The sequence below is a fragment of the Chitinophaga sp. H8 genome (assembly GCF_040567655.1).
GTDB classification, from domain to species: domain Bacteria; phylum Bacteroidota; class Bacteroidia; order Chitinophagales; family Chitinophagaceae; genus Chitinophaga; species Chitinophaga defluvii.
In genome coordinates, this window is record NZ_JBEXAC010000001.1 from 855,167 (window position 1) to 875,979 (window position 20,813).

Annotated in this window: 19 protein-coding genes and 1 tRNA gene; 18 read left to right on the plus strand and 2 right to left on the minus strand. The window is 45.8% G+C overall.

The annotated features are described in order from the left end of the window. Nucleotides 1–26 precede the first annotated feature (26 nt). From ABR189_RS03280 to ABR189_RS03320, 9 genes are all read left to right on the plus strand, one after another. Nucleotides 27–521: a methylated-DNA--[protein]-cysteine S-methyltransferase gene (locus ABR189_RS03280; RefSeq protein WP_354659015.1), complete on the plus strand. Its 495-nt coding sequence runs from the start codon at nt 27–29 to the stop codon at nt 519–521. Between the two features lie 155 nt (nt 522–676). Further along, the gene (locus ABR189_RS03285) at nt 677–2,083 is read left to right on the plus strand and encodes a pyridoxal phosphate-dependent decarboxylase family protein (protein WP_354659016.1); all 1,407 of its coding nucleotides are present in this window, start codon (nt 677–679) and stop codon (nt 2,081–2,083) included. Between the two features lie 55 nt (nt 2,084–2,138). After that, entirely contained in the window at nt 2,139–3,050 is a 912-nt protein-coding gene (locus tag ABR189_RS03290; RefSeq protein WP_354659017.1) for an EamA family transporter, read from the plus strand. After that, entirely contained in the window at nt 3,043–3,525 is a 483-nt protein-coding gene (locus ABR189_RS03295; protein WP_354659018.1) for a GNAT family N-acetyltransferase, read from the plus strand. The genes ABR189_RS03290 and ABR189_RS03295 overlap by 8 nt, the downstream gene beginning before the upstream one ends. Nucleotides 3,526–3,548: 23 nt before the next feature. Next, nucleotides 3,549–3,989, plus strand: coding sequence for a GNAT family N-acetyltransferase (locus ABR189_RS03300; RefSeq protein ID WP_354659019.1), 441 nt, complete (start codon nt 3,549–3,551; stop codon nt 3,987–3,989). A 60-nt stretch (nt 3,990–4,049) separates the two neighbouring features. After that, entirely contained in the window at nt 4,050–4,619 is a 570-nt protein-coding gene (locus ABR189_RS03305) for an NUDIX domain-containing protein (RefSeq protein ID WP_354659020.1), read from the plus strand. A gap of 33 nt (nt 4,620–4,652) precedes the next feature. Then, the gene (gene rlmB / locus ABR189_RS03310; protein ID WP_354659021.1) at nt 4,653–5,471 is read left to right on the plus strand and encodes a 23S rRNA (guanosine(2251)-2'-O)-methyltransferase RlmB; all 819 of its coding nucleotides are present in this window, start codon (nt 4,653–4,655) and stop codon (nt 5,469–5,471) included. Between the two features lie 26 nt (nt 5,472–5,497). Next, nucleotides 5,498–6,346 carry a hydroxymethylglutaryl-CoA lyase gene (locus ABR189_RS03315; RefSeq protein ID WP_354659022.1) on the plus strand — a complete coding sequence of 283 codons (849 nt, stop codon included), beginning with the start codon at nt 5,498–5,500 and terminating at the stop codon, nt 6,344–6,346. 30 nt (nt 6,347–6,376) lie between these two features. Then, nucleotides 6,377–7,384 carry a GSCFA domain-containing protein gene (locus tag ABR189_RS03320; protein WP_354659023.1) on the plus strand — a complete coding sequence of 336 codons (1,008 nt, stop codon included), beginning with the start codon at nt 6,377–6,379 and terminating at the stop codon, nt 7,382–7,384. Here the strand turns inward: ABR189_RS03320 and ABR189_RS03325 are convergent. Further along, nucleotides 7,374–8,864, minus strand: coding sequence for an MFS transporter (locus tag ABR189_RS03325; RefSeq protein WP_354659024.1), 1,491 nt, complete (start codon nt 8,862–8,864; stop codon nt 7,374–7,376). The two genes, ABR189_RS03320 and ABR189_RS03325, sit on opposite strands and share 11 nt — an antisense overlap. A 167-nt stretch (nt 8,865–9,031) precedes the next feature. Between ABR189_RS03325 and ABR189_RS03330 the strand changes: the two genes are divergently transcribed. Then, nucleotides 9,032–11,296 carry a patatin-like phospholipase family protein gene (locus ABR189_RS03330; RefSeq protein ID WP_354659025.1) on the plus strand — a complete coding sequence of 755 codons (2,265 nt, stop codon included), beginning with the start codon at nt 9,032–9,034 and terminating at the stop codon, nt 11,294–11,296. Here the strand turns inward: ABR189_RS03330 and ABR189_RS03335 are convergent. Then, entirely contained in the window at nt 11,293–11,889 is a 597-nt protein-coding gene (locus ABR189_RS03335) for a MiaE family protein (RefSeq protein ID WP_354659026.1), read from the minus strand. The two genes, ABR189_RS03330 and ABR189_RS03335, sit on opposite strands and share 4 nt — an antisense overlap. A gap of 86 nt (nt 11,890–11,975) precedes the next feature. Between ABR189_RS03335 and ABR189_RS03340 the strand changes: the two genes are divergently transcribed. From ABR189_RS03340 to ABR189_RS03375, 8 genes are all read left to right on the plus strand, one after another. Then, a complete protein-coding gene (locus ABR189_RS03340; protein WP_354659027.1) occupies nt 11,976–13,085 on the plus strand; it encodes an aminotransferase class I/II-fold pyridoxal phosphate-dependent enzyme in 1,110 nt (369 codons plus the stop codon). Between the two features lie 154 nt (nt 13,086–13,239). Beyond that, nucleotides 13,240–15,669 carry a penicillin acylase family protein gene (locus tag ABR189_RS03345; protein WP_354659028.1) on the plus strand — a complete coding sequence of 810 codons (2,430 nt, stop codon included), beginning with the start codon at nt 13,240–13,242 and terminating at the stop codon, nt 15,667–15,669. 134 nt (nt 15,670–15,803) lie between these two features. After that, a tRNA-Lys gene (locus tag ABR189_RS03350) sits at nt 15,804–15,879 on the plus strand. Between the two features lie 248 nt (nt 15,880–16,127). Next, a complete protein-coding gene (locus ABR189_RS03355; protein ID WP_354659029.1) occupies nt 16,128–17,390 on the plus strand; it encodes a site-specific integrase in 1,263 nt (420 codons plus the stop codon). 205 nt (nt 17,391–17,595) lie between these two features. Next, entirely contained in the window at nt 17,596–18,855 is a 1,260-nt protein-coding gene (locus ABR189_RS03360) for a hypothetical protein (protein WP_354659030.1), read from the plus strand. A gap of 160 nt (nt 18,856–19,015) precedes the next feature. Continuing rightward, a complete protein-coding gene (locus ABR189_RS03365; protein ID WP_354659031.1) occupies nt 19,016–19,294 on the plus strand; it encodes a helix-turn-helix domain-containing protein in 279 nt (92 codons plus the stop codon). Further along, nucleotides 19,294–20,193, plus strand: coding sequence for a hypothetical protein (locus ABR189_RS03370; RefSeq protein ID WP_354659032.1), 900 nt, complete (start codon nt 19,294–19,296; stop codon nt 20,191–20,193). Before ABR189_RS03365 ends, ABR189_RS03370 begins: the two co-directional genes overlap by 1 nt. Beyond that, the gene (locus tag ABR189_RS03375) at nt 20,114–20,794 is read left to right on the plus strand and encodes a hypothetical protein (RefSeq protein WP_354659033.1); all 681 of its coding nucleotides are present in this window, start codon (nt 20,114–20,116) and stop codon (nt 20,792–20,794) included. Before ABR189_RS03370 ends, ABR189_RS03375 begins: the two co-directional genes overlap by 80 nt. Nucleotides 20,795–20,813: the final 19 nt, after the last annotated feature.

The following is a 20,813-nucleotide window of genomic DNA, read 5'->3' on the forward strand; positions in this document are numbered from 1 at the left end:
TTATTTAAAGCAAACAACAAGGTACTATGGAAGAATTACAGTTTTATCAATGTAATATGGAAACCCCGATAGGCACATTGGTCATAAAGGGTACTGCCGATTTTATAAGCGAAGTAAATTTTATTGACCACGCAGTAACCGCTGATGAAACAGTGCCTGCCTTGATGCAAACCTGTATCACGCAACTGGAAGAATACTTTACCGGCAACAGGCAGGTTTTTGATTTTGCTATCGCACAGCCAGGTACTGTTTTCCAGCAAAGTGTATGGAACCAGCTGGTCACTATCCCTTATGGACGTACCATTTCTTATATGCAACTGGCTAAAGACCTGAATAACCCTAAAAGTATACGTGCGGTGGGCACTACAAACGGAAAGAACCAGCTGGCTATTATAGTACCTTGTCACCGGGTAATTGGTAGTGATGGCAGCCTTACGGGTTATGCTGGTGGTCTGTGGCGCAAGAAATGGCTGCTGGAACACGAACGGAAAGTAAAATATGGCGAACAGCAACTGTTCTGACCTGAAGCATATGATTTTGTTACCCCGGAAGCAGATCAGATAACCCCGCTCTTTTTAATCTGATATGCTCTAAAATTATAAAACTGAATCTGTTTTTGCTCGTTTATTTGTATCAATTTTGCAGATACATTCACGATAGTAAAACAGCTGTATCCATGTACTTCCGGTTAAAAAAAGATCACGAAGAAATTCCTTATTTATTAGAATCGGCAAAAGATGTAAGTGTTTCTTTCTTATCTGCCATCGATACTATGCCGGTAAGTAAAGCAACGCCGGCATTTCCGCAGGCTGTTTTACCTGCAGAAGGTATGGGTGGTGCTGATACCTGGGCTTATTTTTTAAAGCAATATGCACCTTACCTGTCGGCCAGTGCAGGACCCCGTTATTGGGGTTTTGTAACGGGGGGCGTCACACCTGCTGCTATTACCGGCGATTGGCTGGCTACGGCAGTAGATATGAATGCAGCCGATAAGAGTGGGGTGTCTTATCATATAGAAACGGAAACCATTGCTTTATTACGCAATTTATTGGGATTACCCACGGCCTTCTCCGGCTTTTTCATCAGTGGAGCTACAATGTCCAACTTTACCGGGCTGGCTATTGGCCGTCAATGGGTAGGTATGGAACGGGGAGTGGATATTGGAAAAGCCGGACTGGCCGCATTGGGCCCCATAAAAGTGTTGTCCGCAGCTCCGCATTCCAGTGTATTAAAAGCATTGTCCATGTTGGGACTGGGAAGGGAGGCCTGGGTGAAAATACCTGCATTGCCAGACCGGGAGGCGGTAGATATCAACGCACTAAAAGCCTGGCTGGAAACGAATGAAGGCCCTTTTATTTATGTGGCCAACGCAGGCACAGTAAATACAGTGGATTTTGATGATATAGCTGCGCTGGCAGCATTGAAACAAACACACCGTTTCTGGTTGCATGTGGATGCTGCCTTTGGTGGATTTGCTGCCTGTAGCGATACTTACCGGCACCTGTTGTCCGGATGGGAACTGGCAGACAGTATCACCATAGATGCGCATAAATGGTTGAATGTACCCTATGACAGCGCCATGGTTTTTTGCCGTCACCCGGCACTACAGTCGGCGGTATTTCAGAACGCAGGGGCAGCCTACCTCGGCGATCCTGCCAAAGATTTCAACTTTATTAATTATGTGCCGGAAAATTCCCGCCGGCTTCGTGCCCTGCCTGCCTGGTTTTCCCTGATGGCATATGGGGCAGCAGGGTACCGGGATATCGTGGAAAATAATATCCGCCTGGCACAGCAGCTGGGGCAGCTGATTGAAAAAAGTAAACACTTTAAACTGCTGGCGCCGGTAAGGCTTTGTGTGGTATGCTTTACGCTGGATGTACCACAGGCAGCACATGCCGAAACAGTACAGGCGTTTCTGGAAAAGCTGAATGCGGGAGGAGTCGTTTATATGACAGCAACCGTTTACAATGGAACGCCCGCAATACGCGCGGCATTGGTCAACTGGCGTACGGTAGAAGAAGATGTAACAGTGGCTTTTGAAGAAATGGAAGCTGTATTTGAAACCATAAATGTACAGGCGTAACCGGTATAGCTGCTGGTAACGCTATTTGCAGTCATTGAATTTTATAACATAATATATGCGGAAGCCAAATACAAATGCCTACATGGCATTGGTGATAGTCAGTATTTTCTGGGGCACCACCTATCTCGCAGCCAGTATTGGAGTAAGACATGTACATGGTTTGGTATTGGCGGGTATCCGTCAAACTATAGCAGGGACGTTATTAACAGGATTCTTTTTATTGAAAGGGTATAAGCTGCCGGAGAAGGTGGTGTTGTCGCGTTTGTTTGTCATCGGTATGATCATGCTTTGCGGTAGTAACGGATTGCTCACTATGGCTATGCGGTACATTCCCAGCGGGCTGGGAGCTATTATAGCGGCTACAGTACCTATCTGGATCACGCTTTTCAGTTATTTCCTGGTACAAAAAACAAAGTTCAGCGTGCAGCTGATCATCGGAATGGCATTGGGATTTATCGGAGTAGGCGGCATCTTCTACGATTATTTGTCCAGTCTGATGAACCCCGATTTTCGCTTTGGTATTATACTGGCTGTCATTGGCAGTATACTCTGGGCATTAGGATCCGTGCTTACGGCCAAGTGGGCATTAAGTATTAATGTACTGTATGGTGCGGGGTTCCAAATGGTATTCAGTGGTATCATGATGCTGATCATCTCTTTTTTAATGGGCGAACATCTGCCCGTAGGAAATTTTACCGGTGAGTTATTAGGAAGCCTCTTATATCTGATCTTGATAGGTTCCATACTCACTTACTCTGCCTACATATTTGCATTGAATAAACTGCCTTCATCGCTGGTAGCCATTTATGCCTACATTAATCCGATTGTAGCAGTATTGCTGGGATGGATATTGCTCCGTGAAAAATTAAACTGGATGATGGGCTTTTCCTGCCTGGTCACCATTTTGGGAGTGTATCTGGTAAATAATGCGTTTAATAAAAGTAAAAAAGCCTTGAACAATGCCTGACGAAATACATATACTTGAATATCACTCATCTTATCAGCCTCACTTTGAACGGCTGAATAAAGTCTGGATAGAAAAATATTTCCGGTTAGAACCCATTGATATTGAAGTGCTGGAACATCCGGAACCACATATTATTGATCCCGGAGGACAGATTATCTTTGCGGCTATCAGACAGCGTATAGTAGGTACAGTAGCCATCAGGAAAGTGGATGATGATACGGTGGAAATGACCAAAATGGCGGTAGATGAAGCTTACCAGGGCCGGAAAATTGGTTGGGTACTGGGACAGGCTATTATAGAAACGGCCAGGAAAATGGGATTTTCCAAAATGATCCTGTATTCCAATACTGCACTCACCCCGGCTATTCAGTTGTACAGAAAAATGGGCTTTAAAGAGGTGGAAGTAGAAGCGGGTAAATACGACCGCTGTAACATACAAATGGAAATGGAGCTGGGCAACATGGCCGCCGATTGAGAGAAATACGCTAATATTGATATATGGAAATAGTACAGGCAACAGCAATGCATTTAAATGAGGTAGCCGTGTTATTTGATGCCTACCGTACCTGGTATCATCAGGAGCCCGATTTTCACGGAGCACTGGCATATATAGACGACAGGCTACGGTTGCAGGATAGTGTGATCTATATTGCCATGGAGGGAGAAGAGATCGTGGGATTTACCCAGTTATACCCCATTTTTTCTTCTGTACGTATGAAAAAAAGCTGGTTGTTAAATGATTTGTATGTACTCGAGGCACACCGGGGTAAAGGTGCTGCCAGTGCATTACTGGATAAGGCTGCCCGGTTGGCTGAAGATACCGGGGCAGGCTGGATCTTATTGCAGACCGATATTACCAATACCAATGCGCAGGCTTTGTATGAAAAGAAAGGGTATGTAAGAGATACCACCTGCTACTATTACTACCGGGAAGTATAATTTAACAATACCTTATCTGCACATCATTTATCCGTCACGCATTTTTCTTTTCTTTGCCAGATGGAAACAACTGAAAACCCGTGGAAAATATTAGGTAGTGAGGTAAAGTATCAGAATAAATGGATACAGGTTACCCAACATGAAGTATTGAACCCTAATGGAGGACCCGGCATTTATGGCGTAGTGCATTTTAAGAATGTAGCGGTAGGTATTGTAGCGATGGATGAGGCGCAACACATTTACCTGGTGGGGCAGTACCGTTTCCCGCTGGAGCAATTCAGTTGGGAGATACCGGAAGGGGGAGGTCCGCTGGACGAAGATACCCTGGATGCGGCCAAAAGGGAACTGCTGGAAGAAACAGGACTGGTAGCACGTTATTGGACCCCTATCGTACGCATGCATCTTTCTAATTCCGTATCCGATGAAGCCGGGATTGTGTACCTGGCCACCGGTCTGGAACAACGCACCGCAGCGCCGGAAGAAACAGAACAACTCCTGGTGCGGAAAGTGCCATTTGAAAAAGCCTATCAGCTGGTAAAAGATTTTAAGATAACCGATTCACTTTCCATCGCAGCCATACAAAAGATCAGGCTGATGATGCTGGAAGGGGAAATGCCGGGAAGAAATTAGCTGATTAGCTGATTTATTCCGTTCTTTGCAGGGATGAATGAAAGAAAATTTAAATCTTTCCAGGGCGAAAGAAAAGGGGGAAGCGGTGCTTCCAGAAGGCCATCTAATCCCCGGCCCAAACAATCCTCGCTTATTATTGGGCGTCAGCCGGTAATGGAAGCCATGAAAAGTGGAAAGGCGATAGAGCGTATTTTTATGCTCCGCACTGCCACCGGCGATATTATCCCGCAGATAAAAGAGCAGGCCATGCAGCTGCAGATACCGATTAACCTGGTGCCGGTGGAAAAACTGAATGGGCTTACCCAGGCCAACCACCAGGGATGTATCGCTATTGCCGGCAATATTACTTACCTGGATTTGCAGGATGTTATTTCACATGTTACTGAGCAGGGGCAGGTACCTTTGTTTTTAATATTGGACAGTATTACTGATGTGCGTAATATAGGCGCTATTGCACGTAGCGCCGTATGCTGTGGTGCACAGGCCATTATTATTCCGGATAAAGGCATTGCTTCCCTGAATGAAGAAGCGGTGAAAGCCTCGGCAGGAGCATTGGAAAAGATTGCAGTATGCCGGGTCAACAGCCTGCTGAAAGCGATTGATACTTTGCACCTGAACGGTATTAAGGTGATGGCCAGCGAAATGGAAACAACTACCAGACTTTACGATTGTGATTTCAGTGAGCCGGTAGCAGTGATCATGGGGTCAGAAGATAAAGGCGTTTATCCTGCACTGATGAAAGCAGCAGACGTACATTTTCATATTCCTATGCAAAATAATTTTGAGTCATTTAATGTATCAGTAGCGGCAGGAATTATTTTGTATGAAGCTATGAAGCAAAGAAATCATTAATACCCGAAGAATCTAACCGGATAAAGATGCTTAAACTCATAGAATGCCCGCGCGATGCTATGCAGGGTTGGCACAGGCTGATCAGTACGGAAGAAAAAATTAACTACCTGAACGCCCTGTTGCAGGTAGGGTTTGATACCATAGATTTTGGCAGTTTTGTATCGGCTAAGGCTATCCCGCAAATGGCCGATACCAAAGCGCTGATCCCGCAACTGCAGCTATCCGGTTCCACAAGTAAATTACTGGCCATCGTTGCTAATGTACGCGGTGCTGAAGAAGCGGTCGCATTTGATGAAATAGACTGCCTGGGCTTCCCGTTTTCCATCTCAGAAACATTCCAGCTCAGAAACACCAATAAAACGATCGCTGAATCATTGGAACAGGTGCATACCATGCAGGAATTATGTATCAAAAACCGGAAAACACTGGTAGTATATATTTCCATGGGATTTGGTAATCCCTATGGCGATCCGTACAATGCAGATATTGTGATGCAATGGGTGGAGGAACTGACGAAAGTGGAAATACACACGATTTCCCTGGCAGACACGGTAGGTGTGGCTAATCCGGAAAATATTTCCTGGCTCTTTTCACAATTAATACCTGCCTATCCTAAGGTGGAGTTCGGGGCACACTTCCATTCTGCTCCCCATAATTGGGAAGAAAAAGTAGCCGCTGCCTATGTGCAGGGATGTAAACGTTTTGACAGTGCCATTAAAGGGATAGGTGGCTGCCCTATGGCTAAGGATGAGCTGGTAGGCAACCTGGCAACTGAAAACCTGCTGGCTTTCTGCCAGGCTAAAGGGGAGCCATTACCATTAAATTTCCAGGCTTTACAAACTGCACAGCAAATAGCAGATAGCATATTTTACTGATCTCTTTTTGACAGACAATTCCTCATTGATATGGATTTTCGTTTAACATTTCCTATTGAACCCCTGACGCCTGCCATGCAGTACCAGGATCAGTTATTGCTGATGGGGTCCTGCTTTGCAGAAGAGATAGGAGCGCAATTACAACAACATCACCTGAATGCCCAGGTAAACCCCCATGGCATTTTATATAATCCACTGAGCATCACCCAGGCAATGCACAGCTACCTGGATGGTAAGGTATATCAGAAAGAGGACCTGTTTATGCATGAAGACCTGTGGCATAGCTGGGACCATCATAGCCGCTTTTCTGCCTTAACACCGGAAGCTGCACTGGCAGGTATCAACGCAGCGCAGGAAGCTGCTGTGAAAACCCTGGAAACCGCAGATTGGGTAATCATTACCTTAGGCTCAGCACATGCCTATGTGTTGAAAGAAAATAACCGGTTGGTAGGCAATTGCCATAAAGTAGCAGCAGATGCTTTCTATAAACGATTGCTGACCCTGGAAGAAGTAATTACAGCATTGGATAATGTAATGCACCGCCTGTTTTTCAGAAATAAGAAAGTAAACATCCTGTTTACGATCAGCCCGGTACGTTATGCCCGGGATGGGGTAGTAGCTAATAACCTGAGTAAGGCCATCCTGATACAGGCGGTTCATCATATGGTGAACAAGTTCAACAGGCTGTATTATTTTCCTGCCTATGAGCTGGTGATAGACGATTTACGGGATTACCGCTTTTATAAAGATGATCTGGTGCATCCATCAGCGGCAGCTGTAAATTATGTATGGGAGCAATTTGCAAAATACTGTATTCACCCCGAAGGCCAGCAGTTGCTGAAAGCTGTGGCGGATGTTAACCGGGCCATGCAGCACCGGCCATTTCATCCACAAACGCCCGGACATCAGCAGTTCCTGCAAGTGTATGCAATGAAGGTAAGGCTTTTAATGCAACAGCATCCAAACCTGAGGCTGGATGCTGCGCTGAAATATTTTGAATCTCTGCCTGAGCAAGGTGTGGGAAATACTACGCTGTAAGTTCTCCGATAGGCTTTTCCCGGATATACACCATCCCTATTACAAAGCAGATCAGGGCCAGGGCAATTGGATAAATAAGCCCTGCCAGGTGATTACCGGAACTGGTCACCAGGATCGTGGCAATCGTAGGCAGCAGCCCGCCGAATATACCATTACCAATGTGATAAGGAAGTGACATGGAAGTGTATCTGATGCGGGTAGGGAACAACTCTACCAGGAAAGCAGCAATAGGTGCATACACCATCGTAACGAACACTACCTGCAGAAATACGAGGAATACCAGCAGCGCTACGGCTGGTGTACTTACGGTCAGCTCTTTTTTAATTTCCGGCTGACCATCTTTCACGGGGACTTCGGTTTCCTTCAGTACCGTACCATCCGTGTAAGTATGTACGCGGGAGGTAGTGGTAACAGTAACCCCCTCATTGTGAACGATATTACTCTCAATTTTATACTGGTCCGTAATTTCCTGTTTCAGGCTGATATTGGCTGTACGGTCCATGACACTATAAATAGGATAATAAGCCAGGGCGGCAATCAGCATGCCCGCCATCATTATTTTTTTACGGCCTATTTTATCAGACAGGTGGCCAAAGTAAATAAACAAAGGGGTACCCAACAGCAGCGCAATCGCAATGATGACGTTAGACTGTACAAATTCAATATGCATGGTCTTTTGTAAAAAGGACAATGCATAAAACTGGCCGGTATACCATACAACTCCCTGACCCATCGCAGCACCAAAGAGTGCCAGTAGTACCAGGCGGAGGTTTTCCTTTTTACCAAAGCTCTCCCGGATAGGATTTTTGGATGTTTTACCCTCTGCTTTCAACTGGGCAAATAAAGGAGATTCTTCCATACGGATCCGGATGTAGTAAGACAGGATCACCAGTAATACGGACAATATGAAAGGAATACGCCAGCCCCAGTCATTAAAGCTCTCCGGCGACATCATTGTGCGGGTAACCAGGATCACTGCCAGGGATACAAACAGCCCCAGGGTAGCCGTGGTTTGGATAAAACTGGTATAGTAACCTCGCCGGTGTGCAGGAGAATGTTCTGCTACATAGGTGGCGGCACCTCCATATTCACCTCCCAGGGCCAGCCCCTGTAATAACCTTAATAACAGTACGAGAATAGGAGCGGTGTAGCCTATACTGCTGTAACTCGGTATCAATCCGATGGCAAAAGTAGAGCCTCCCATAATGAGGAGGGTTAGCATAAAGGTATATTTACGCCCGGTAATGTCGCCCAGCCGGCCAAATACAATGGCACCAAACGGACGTACAATAAACCCTACCGCAAATGTTGCCAGTGTAGCTATATAAGCCAGGTCAGGGTTACTGGCCGGAAAGAATTTCTCTGAAATGATGACAGACAAGCTGCCGAAAATGTAAAAATCGTACCATTCAATTAAAGTGCCGGCGGACGAAGCCATGATCACCTGCCAGATGTTTTGTGCAGCCTTTGTGTTTTGCATACGTGGGTTTATAAAGATTTAGCGGCATAAGATAATAAAGAAAGTCAAATTATTTATATGCTGTTCCTTATTGTACTGCTGTATTTATCGTGAGCCGCCTTTTTCTGTCAGGAATCAGGTCCGCATACTGGTTAAAATCCGTTATCTTTAGCTTACTGCTTTTTAATATGGTTTCTGGACAGTTATACATCCGCACAAAGGCTTTCTGCTTATTGATATGCCTCCTTTTCCTCAATGACCAGTTACATGCACAACAGTCGGGGGACAAGCGAACCAAGGTTGGGCTTACTCTAAGTGGTGGAGGGGCCAGAGGACTTGCACATATAGGCATTTTGGAAGCATTGGACAGCGCCGGCCTTAAAATAGATTATGTTACGGGTACGAGCATGGGAAGCATTGTAGGGGCATTGTATGCGATGGGGTATTCGGGAGACAGTATTGAGGTATTGGCCCGTGAACTGGACTGGAACAACTTATTCTCTAATCAGCCTGTACTTACTGATGTTTCTTATGAAGAAAAGGCAGAGTATAACAAATACATTATAGAGATTCCTTTTGAATACGGTAAACCCAAACTGGCTTCCGGTGTAATATCCGGGGAGCAATTGTGGCTGGAACTTGCCCGTCTTAGCTGGCCGGTAAAGAATGTAAAAGACTTCTCCAGGTTTAGTATTCCCTTTAAATGTATTGCCACAGATGTGGCTACCGGCGATATTGTAACCCTGGATAAGGGGGAAATAGTTACGAGTATGCGTGCTAGTATGGCCATTCCTTCCATCTTTACTGCTGTAAAGATCGGCGACAGAAAACTGGTGGATGGAGGTGTAGTCCGTAACTTTCCCGTTTCTACTGCCAAGGAAATGGGGGCCGATCTGGTTATCGGCTCCAATGTGAGTGGTGGATTACGCAAAGCGGATCAGCTGGTAACACCTATTGACATCCTTTATCAGTTGGGATTTTATAAAGATGCAGAAGATTTTAAGAAGGCAAGGGAACTGTGTAATATTTATATTCCTTTTGTGGATGAGCTCGAAAAGTATTCTGCAGCTGCGTTTGGTAGTGCGGATTCTATTATTGAAATAGGCAAACGGAAAGGAAGGGAACTGTATCCACAGTTTAAAAAACTGGCGGATTCCTTACATGCGATACAAGGCACCGGACCGCTACCGGCAAACAGGCTGCCTTTTCCTACTGACGTAGAGCTATCGGATATTGACGTGGAAGGGCTGGTCCATTCTGATGAGAAATTCTTCCGGGGCAGGCTGGCGTTAAAAAAAGGAGGCTGCTATAACATCCAGCACCTGAATGAAGCCATCCTGAATGTTTATGGTACCCGGTTTTATAAATTGATCACCTATGACCTGGTACCAGAAGGATATGGTAAGTTCAGAATGAAGGTTGCTGTAGAAGAAAATCCTCTTACTTATGTAAAGGTAGCCCTCAACTATAATACGTTTACCAATGCCAGCCTGATTGCCAATATTACGCAACGCAATTTTATCGTTCCCAATTCCCGTTCCTTTGTTTCCGTAGGGATTAGTGAAAACCCACGGCTTAAAGCAGAGTACTTCAAATACCTGGGGCCAAAGCGTAACTTTGGTTTTGGTCTAAACGCTAATTATGAGAATAACGTTTTTTCCCTGTATGAAGATTTTAAGGAACTGCAACGTTACCGGAATAAATATGCTGCTGTGGGAATGACAGTACAATATAGCATAGGGCATGATATGGCAATGGGAATGGGTACCCGCTGGGAATATATACGCTTGAAGCCACAAATTACCCAGTCGGTAGAAATAAATGGAAATACCAAACAGCTGAATTCTTATCTCTATTTTGGTATTAATTCCCTGGACCGGAAGATTTATCCCAATCATGGAATGGATCTGCAATTTGAAACAGGATGGATACACAGCCAGCGTCCTGATTTTAAAATAGCGGCTAATGGTACTATTATAAGGCCTGACAGCCTGGGGGTACATTTCAGAAATTACCAGCGTGCTCTGCTTAAAATGAGCTACTATTTGCCGGTGGGTCGTAAGTCTTCCGTGCAGTTTCATGGGCGTGGCGGCATCAATTTCAATTACAACCAGTCTATTGTAAATGATTTTATGATAGGAGGGATGACGGATGTCGCACGCAACCAACTCCCATTTGCTGGCTTGTATGAAGGGGAGATCATTACTTCCAGTGCCGCAATTGTACAGGTTGGGTACCAGCAGGAAGTACTCCGGAATATTTTTGCTATACCACGTATAAACGTAGCGATGTATGACTTTAACGGCAGCGTGGAAAGTCAGTATAAATACCTGAGCGGGTACGGGCTGACAGTAGGTTATTCTACCAGGCTGGGCCCTATAGAAGGTTCCCTGATGTATAGCGACCAGGCAGGCAGGTTGAAAGCATACGTAAATATTGGATTTAACTTTTAGTGGATCCGGTCTCCCCTGATTTCCATCTCTTTTAATATTGCGGCTTCGGTTTTAAGCCAGTATTGCCAGCGGGGTTTTACTTTTTCTTCAGGTATATATTCATGGGCAAGGTCAATGAACAGGCGGTAATGCCCTGCTTCAGAGATCATGAACTTGCGGTAAAATTCTTTTAAATAATCGTCTTCCAATCCTTCACTCAATAGCCGGAACCGCTCGCAGCTGCGGGCCTCAATCAATGCAAAAACCAGGAGGCGGTCCAGCAGCACATCTTCTTCACTGCCCCCTTTTACCTGGTGTTCTTTCAAAGCATTTACATAAACATCCTTGCGCTGCTTGCCCAATGTAAAACCACGTTTCTTCATTTCTGCAAGTACCTGCCGGAAATGCCCCCATTCTTCCGTAACGATAGGTGCCAGCTCCTGAACAAGGCGGTCTTTTTCCGGATAACGCTGGATCAGCGAAATACAGGAAGTAGCCGCTTTCTGTTCACAAAAAGCATGATCCGTCAGCACATCTTCCAGGGAAATGGCCGCCAGGTTCACCCAACGGGGATCACTGGGTAATTTCAAACCAAGTATCGCAACTTTACTCATCTTATATAAATACTTTTGATGTAACAGGACCTCTTTTTCCGGGAGGTTCCATGTTTGGCATTCGGCAAAGTTACTTAGTTTTGTGTATGCAAAAGGAAGATTTTCTGCAACAATTGCTGGAACAGCGTAAAGCTCAGCATGCATTCCGCACCTTAAAATTGCCGGAAGATAAAGTAGATTTTTGTTCTAATGATTACCTGGGCCTGGCACGTAGTGCAGCTATGCAGGAGGCGGTTCACCGCCTGTTACAGGAGCGGCCGTATATGCATGGCAGCACCGGCTCCCGGTTGCTGGCAGGTAATTATGCCTGGATAGAAGAGGTGGAAAGAGACCTCGCGGTATTTCACGAAGCGCCGGCCGGACTGATCTATAATTCCGGCTATGATGCAAACCTGGGGCTGTTTTCCTGTGTGCCCCAGAAAGGAGATACCGTCATTTATGACCAGCTCATACATGCTTCTATCCGTGATGGGATACGCCTATCAAAGGCACAGGCATTTTCTTTCCTGCACAATGATGTGGATGACCTGAAAAAGAAAATACAGCATGTTACCGGCAATATCTTCGTGGCGGTAGAATCTGTATATTCTATGGATGGGGATATGGCGCCCTTACAGGCAATAGCTGCGCTATGCGGCCAAACCGGTGCTCACCTGATCGTGGATGAAGCACACGCTACCGCAGTAATAGGTCCGAAAGGGCAGGGATTGGTCCAATTGCTGGGCCTGGCTGAAAGTTGTTTTGCTAGGGTGTATACCTACGGGAAAGGAGCCGGATGTCATGGTGCACTTATCGTAGGTACTGCCGTATTACGTGATTTTCTGATTAATTTTTCCCGCTCCTTTATTTATACTACCGCATTACCCCCTACGTCGCTTGCCGCTATTGTAGCCAGCTACAGTCTTTTTCCGTATATGGAGGAAGCCCGGGCACAACTGACAGCGTTGGTAAAACATTTCAGAAGTGGGGTAAGCAGGTTATTATTGCTGCCCAGCGAAACACCTATACAGGTACTGCTTACGCCCGGCAATGAAATAACACGGGCCGCCGCAGCCAAGCTGCAACAGTCCGGACTGGATGTGCGCCCTATTTTACATCCTACCGTACCCAGAGGACAAGAACGCCTGCGTATTGTAATGCATAGCTTTAATACGATTGAAGAGGTAGACCAGCTGGTAGCGGTATTACTGGAATAATTCCTGTTATTGTAACCCGGTTTTATCAGGATAGTCCGGCGCTCCATAATCAGAACAGGGGTCTGGAGAATCATGTTTTCATATTTGTGCATCCGTGATTGAATTAGTATATTACAGGTAGCAATTAATATTTACCTTCCATTAGCCTTGCACAATGAGAATTATACCCTTTGCTATCACCGCCTCCATTACATTGCTGCTGATTGTAGCCCTCAATAAGAAATGGGGGGCATTACCGCCTGTAGGCCGGCTATTAAGCCCGCAGGAAGGTTTTTGGCAAAATGCGGAACCTATAGGAGAGGAGCCGCCAGCACAACTACAAGTACCCGGTTTAAAGGGAAAGGTGGAGGTATGGCTGGATGACCGGATGGTACCGCATGTATTTGCAGCCAATGAAGCGGATGCCTTTTATGTACAGGGATATTTGCATGCGCGCGACCGGCTGTGGCAAATGGAGCTGCAGGTTTTTGCTGCGGCAGGCCGTTTGTCAGAAATATTGGGCCCTAATATGCTGGAATACGACCGTCTGCAGCGACGCAGAGGGATGATTTATGCAGCAGAAGTAGCTGCAAAGGAAATGGAAGCTGATCCTGTTACCAAAATAGCTGTAGAAGCATACAGGGATGGCATTAATGCCTACATTAATACCCTGAGCACTGCCAGCTTGCCACTGGAATATAAACTGCTGGATTACCGCCCGGAACAATGGACAGTGGTGAAAACAGGGTTGCTGCTGAAGTATATGTCGCATGATCTGGCAGGTGCTGCTAACGACCTGGAATATACGAATGCACGCCGCATATTCGGACTGCGCGATTTTAATCTCATGTATCCCGATTTTTCCGATAGCCTGGACCCGGTGATCCCAAGAGGAACACATTTTGAGGCGGCTTCCATGAAAGCAGTACCTCCTCCGGATAGTATCCTGCAGGCGGATGAAGCATTCATGAAATTTAAAATGGAAAAACCAGATCCGGACAATGGGAGTAACAACTGGGCGGTAAGTGGTAGTAAAACCCGCTCCGGTGCACCTATCCTTTGCAGTGATCCCCATTTGGGACTAAGTCTGCCCTCGCTCTGGTACGAAATTCAATTGCATACACCCGATATGAATGTATATGGGGTGTCTTTGCCTGGTGCGCCCGGTGTGATCATCGGATTTAATGATGCGATAGCATGGGGAGTAACGAATGGCTCTGAAGATGTAAAGGATTATTACCGCATGCAGTTCAGAAACGGCCGGCAGCAATATCTTTTTAATGGTGCTTACCGGGATGCTGATCTGCGGATTGAGCCCATCAAAGTAAGAGGTGGGAAAACATTTTATGATACCGTAGCCTATACCGTATGGGGACCTACCATATTTGATAATAGTTTCCCGGATAAAACCTCGGGCAACTCCTTTTTATCCATGCGCTGGAAAGCACTGGACCCTTCCAATGAATTACTCGCTTTTTATAAGCTGAATCATGCACGTAATTACGATGATTACCTGGCTGCATTGCAACATTATACCTGTCCTGCCCAGAACTTTGTTTTTGCAGCTAAAAGCGGAGATATCGGTATCTGGCATAACGGGCAATATCCCTTGCGCTGGAAAGATCAGGGCAAGTGGGTAATGCCGGGCGGCGACAGTACCTATGCCTGGCAGGGATTTATACCCTGGGCGGAAAATGCGCATATTAAAAACCCTGACAGGGGCTTTGTAAGCTCTGCCAATCAACAGCCTACCGATAGTACGTATCCGTATCATTATTTTGGCTATTATGATCTTTTCAGAGGAAAGCGCATCAATGAAGAGCTGTCCCGCATGAGCCAGATCACTACACAGGACATGAAGCAATTGCAGAACGATAATAAAAATCTTTTTGCACAAACCGCGATGCCATTACTCCGCAAACATCTGGATACTGCATCCCTTAGTGCAACACAACAACAGTACTGGAAGATATTGTCTGACTGGAACTGTGAAAACAATCCGGACAGTAAAGCTGCTACCATATTTGACAACTGCTGGACACAATTGGAATACCTGCTGTGGAATGATGATTTGCATCCTGCTGATAGTGCCGTACTGGAATATCCCCAGTCTAAAACAACCTTACTATGGTTGGTACGCGATTCGGCTATGCATTTTATCGATGATATACATACACCTGAAAAAGAAACCCTTTCACAATTAGTACGGGCTGCATTTGTATATGCTGCTAACAATGCAGCTGCACTTGACAAGGAAGGAAAGCTGGCCTGGGGCAGATACAGAGGGACCGATATCCGGCATCTTACCCGTAGCCTGCCTGCTTTCAGCCATATGCACTTATATACCGGTGGGGGCCAACATATTGTAAATGCTACAAAACAAACGCATGGCCCTTCCTGGAGAATGATCATAGAGCTTGCTGATAAAACGGAAGCTTATGGTATTTATCCCGGCGGACAGAGTGGTAACCCTGGGAGTCCGTATTATGATAATAGCATCACAGACTGGGTAAATGGGAAATATTATTTATTACATGTTTTTGATCCGAAAGAAAGTGATGATCCTGGAATCCGCTATAAGACAGTGTTTTTGGCTGGTAAATAACCATGTGCAGAAAATAAAAATACCTAATAATTAAAAAATATTGATAGAATATTTGGCTGGAATAGAATAATTCATATCTTTGCACTCCCAATAACAAACGGGGTGTCAAAAAAAGACAAAAAAATAAATGGTAAGATTCCGTAGCTCAGTTGGTAGAGCAATACACTTTTAATGTATGGGTCTTGGGTTCGAGTCCCAACGGGATCACCACAAGAATATCAAAGGAAATTAAAGCCGCTTGAATCGTAGGATTTAAGCGGCTTTTCTGCTTTTGGTATGAAAAGATAAATCATATCAAACGATTTTGAGAGTCTACAAAATCGTCTACAGTAAAATTTTTTAATTTACTGTAGACGATTTTTTCGGAGATGCTTACCGGCAAAGGGTTTGGCGACTTGTAAACCAATCCAAAAAACACCAAACAACACCAAAAATCGGTAACCAAAACTTAGTAGACTATGAAAGTAAGTCAAGATTTATCAATCCTCTTTTATCTCCGGTACGACACTTTGAATCCAAACGGCAAAGCAACTATCTGCGTCCGTATGACTGTTACCGGATTACCTAAAGATGGCTTTTCTATCGGCTATCAGGTTGACCCTTCCAAATTTGATAAGAGAGCCAGCGCTGTAATTGGCAGATCAGCGGAGGTCATTGAAATCAATAACCAGATTCAACACGTTAAAGGTGAACTGCTCCGTCACTACAACCTGTTGAAGAAGCAGGGATCAACCGTTACCCCCACTATGATTAAAAATGCTTACCTGGGTGTTCATCAGGAAAAACAAACACTACTGCAGGTCGTAGATTTTCACAATGGGAAGTTTAAAGAAAAAGTAGACAAGGGAAAGCGGGAAAACAGCACCTACAAAAAATGGCTCACTACCAAGGATAAGATTACCGCCTTTCTTTCTGGTGTTCTCAAAATGAAAGATATCCCCCTCGAAAGAATTGAGTTTTCCTTTGCGGAAGATTTCTTCGACTATCTCACCCTTACGGAAGGTATCCAGGATAACACCGCTATGAAATACCTGAAGAACACCAAGCAGCTGTTAAAACTGGCAGTCCAGCGGAAATGGTTGCAATGTAACCCCTTGCAGGATTATGTGTGTTCCTATATTAACCCGGAGCGGGATATACTCACCGTGGCAGAACTCAGCGCACTGTATCATAAAGAATTCACCATTCCCCGCCTGCAGGAAGCAAAAGACGCCTATGTGTTCATGACGCTTACCGGCTACGCCTATAAAGATGCCCAGCTGCTCACTCCCGACAGCATCGCTAAATATTTCGACGGGGAAGACTGGATTGTGAAGAACAGGGAAAAGACCTGGTGCCGTGAAAACGTTCCCTTGTTACCGTTAGCCAAAGAGATATTGCGGAAATATCGCGAGCATCCGTACTGCGTTGCCAACAATGTGTTGCTGCCCATCAAAAGTAATCAACGCTTTAACGGATACCTCAAGGAAATAGCTGATCTCTGCGGCATAGATAAGAACCTTACCACGCACACCGCGCGGCACACCTTTGCCACCACTGTTACGCTGGCCAATGGTGTACCACTCGAAACAGTAAGCGCTATGCTGGGGCATAAATCCATACGCACTACGCAGATATATGCTAAGATAGTAGCTAGTAAAGTAAGTGAAGATATGCAGGTACTGAAGCAACGGTTTAACCTTAAATTGCCGGAATCCATGCTGAGCAAGGCTGTAGCGTGAATCTAACTTGTCAAGGTCGGGGACCAGAGCGGGTTCCCGACTATTACAAATTCGACATTAACAATTGATTAACGGTTTCTATCCTCCTAAAATTATTTATTGCAGCCCCTGTTGATACTCAGTGTATCACAACCCCGATCATGTGATATTTGAATGGCCATTACACAACCAGAACCATACTCGCGCGCATTCTAAAACCTACAATATGCAACAGTATTATCCATTATCCTTTTTTGAAAAATTTATTCATGTTGATTTGCAACAGGCCTCAACCGAACAAAAACACCCCGACGAACAGTTTTACACGCAAGCCGTTAAAGACATCATCAACGAAAAAAACAAGATCCTGGAATGCACCGGCAAGTACCTGTACGACCTCCGAAAGGAAAAGCAGATTGGAAGGTTCATACAACAAAGCCAGCGACAGCTGGTCGCGCTGATGAATAGCGTAGCCAAAAGCCTGCCGGCAGAGAGTCTTGTCGATGATGCCATGTCCACAGGGAAGAACACCTGGTCAAACCTCTACCAAATCCTTTATCTCCATCTGGCCGAACTACTGGCACATCTTGAGCAAAAATTTGAACGGTATCTCGACATTGACTGCAAAGTCCCGCCATCCTACCATTTAAAAGCCCAGACGAAATTCCGGGAAGACGTACCATTACTGAAAGTCGGCTTTCTATCTTCCGGCGTAGATGAGCAACTGCAAAATGTTGTATTTATGCCTTTCGTAGAGCTAATAAAGAACAACCATACCAGTTTCCCGATCACCTACCGGCAGCTGCATTATCTAACGGAAATGAATAAACGGTTATTTCAGTTGCTCGATGTCAGTGGAGAGCAATCCATATTCCCGCAAAAGCTGCACGACCTGTTACTGTTTATCAATTTTAACAGCGTCCATTATTTTGAATACTGGTGCGCTATGATTACCGAAGAACTGAAAACCTATTCTACCTTCCGGGAAAAGCTGGAACGGCTCATGTTTCTTCAGAAGAAAACTAGCCAGGCCTCCCAGAAACCCGCGTTTGTATTCAATTCCCGGCGTTCTCCGCTTCAATATAAAATGCAATCGTGGCTGGCAGAAGAAATTGCCTACCATAAGGAAATCAACGCCTCATCGGGCGCAGCGCACCTGCCGGAGGAATTAAGTCGCTGGAAAGACTTTAAGGTGCAGACCATTTTTTCTGTTTCCCAGATTGGCCACATTCTAAAGCTGCTGCTGGATAGCGGTATTTATGTCAACAAAAACAGGGCGGAAGTCCTGGACTTCTTTTCCTATTTCTTCACTTCCGTAAAGCAAGACAGTATTTCTCCCAGTAGCCTCCGGAACAACTTTTACAACGACAATGCCGCCGTGTCAAAGTCTGTACGCGATATCCTGATGCAGCTGGTCAACCAGTCAAATAAAGGGCTAAGCGTCGTAGCCTACCTAATCCTCGATTGTCTCCTGCAACAATTCTGATTTTGTATATCGTGCACCGATTCCAATATTGTAAAAATAATTATATAAAATTCTTTCTTTTGAAAATCAAATAGTTACAAGGGGTTGTAAAACCCCTGTAACTATTCTTGCGTGTGTAATAATTTTTCTTTTGCTGCCATAACAAACAAACCCAAACCTTATGGCAGCAGAAATTCTCACCCGCGAAGATCTGGCGATCTTCAAAACAGAATTATTCCGGGAATTACGGGAGCTCGTCAACGCCCCGGCCCTCCAACCCAAGAAATGGCTTAAAACTTACGAAGTCCGCGACATGCTGGGCATTTCTCCCGGCACCCTTCAAAACATGCGTATCAACGGTACGCTGTCCTTCACCAAAATCGGCGGCTTAATCTTCTACGACTACGACGACATCCTCCAGCTCATGGAAGGCACCCGGAAATCTGTTAAGCGTTCCTGATGCCGGCGCCAGCAGCTCATACCAATTACATCAGACACCTCAATGCTTTCTTCGCACAGGTGCGGAAAGAAACCCGCTTACAGGCTAATCATGTAAGCCTCTACCTGGCATTGTTTCAGGTCTGGAACTATCACCGTTTCCAGAATCCCTTTCCCATCCTGCGCGAAGAAGTCATGAGCCTTTCCTGCATCGGCTCCCGGAGCACCTATGTACGTTGCCTGAAGCACCTGGACCATTGCCGCTACGTCATCTACGCACAGGCCCGGCAGGCTTATGCCGCCAGTTACGTGTCCATCATTCCCCTGGCCGATTTTATCGCCGATCCCCACCCTGAACAGCTGTTTCTGTTCCAAGACCCTAAAGCCGCCTCCATGAGGCCCAAAAGTGAGCCACAGCACCCGCGCAAAACTGGGCCACATAGGAGGCCCAATATTGAGCCTGACACATGGCCCAATTCCGGGCCACATACAGGCCCAAAAGTGGGCCACTTTAATAAACATATAAACAATAGTAAACGTGGGAGAGAAAACAGGCTCCCGCCCCCAACTAAAAAAATTAAAAATGAAACTAAAAACCTCCAGCACGATCCGGATGCACCCGGCGCGGAAAATCTACCCGGCGCCGCGCGGATTCTTCCCTCGCTGTCCGAGGTGCAGGAATTCTTTACCGCCTGCCGGTACCCGGAGGTGGAAGCCGGCAAATTCTTCCATCACTACCAGGCCAATGGCTGGCGGCAGGGCGGTAAAACGCTGATCACCGACTGGCAGGCCGCCGCCCACAAATGGATTCTCAACATTCACCCACCCAAACCCGATCATCATGACAAACATATCAGACCATCAACCGGGGCAGGAAGGCTCCACACCAATGAAGACAAAAGCTACTCAGAGCCCCTATGATTACTATCAGCTCTTCCAGCAGCTGGAGGAACATGGAAAGAATATTTATGGTCCCCGGTTCTGGCTCGATGATGTGGACCGGCCGGTGGTGGTCAAACTACTGGCTTACTTTCTGCAGGACGAAGCAATAGCCGCTGCGGAAGGGATCGACCTGCATAAAGGCATACTCCTTACCGGCAAGATCGGATGCGGTAAAACCTCCCTCATGACGCTCATGAGAGCCCTGGCATCGGAGTCATACCGGCCGCATATGGTATCCTGCCGGCAGATCAGCTTTGAGTTCAGCAAAATCGGGTACGATGTTATCAGCCGGTATAGCACCAACGCGTTTTTTCCGTATACCAATGTGCCGCGGGTACACTGCTTTGATGACCTGGGCGTGGCGCAGACGGTGAACTACTGGGGGAATAACTGTAATGTGATGGGGGAGATATTGCTGTCGCGGTATGACCTGTTTATTTCCAATAAGATGCTCACTCATATCACAACGAATCTGAATAGCCAGGAGTTGGAGGAGGTATATGGGAATAGGTTGAGGAGCAGGATGCGGGCGATGTTTAATCTCCTGTCATTTGACACTATTTCAAAAGATAAGAGATAATTTGTTTAAAATAAATAAA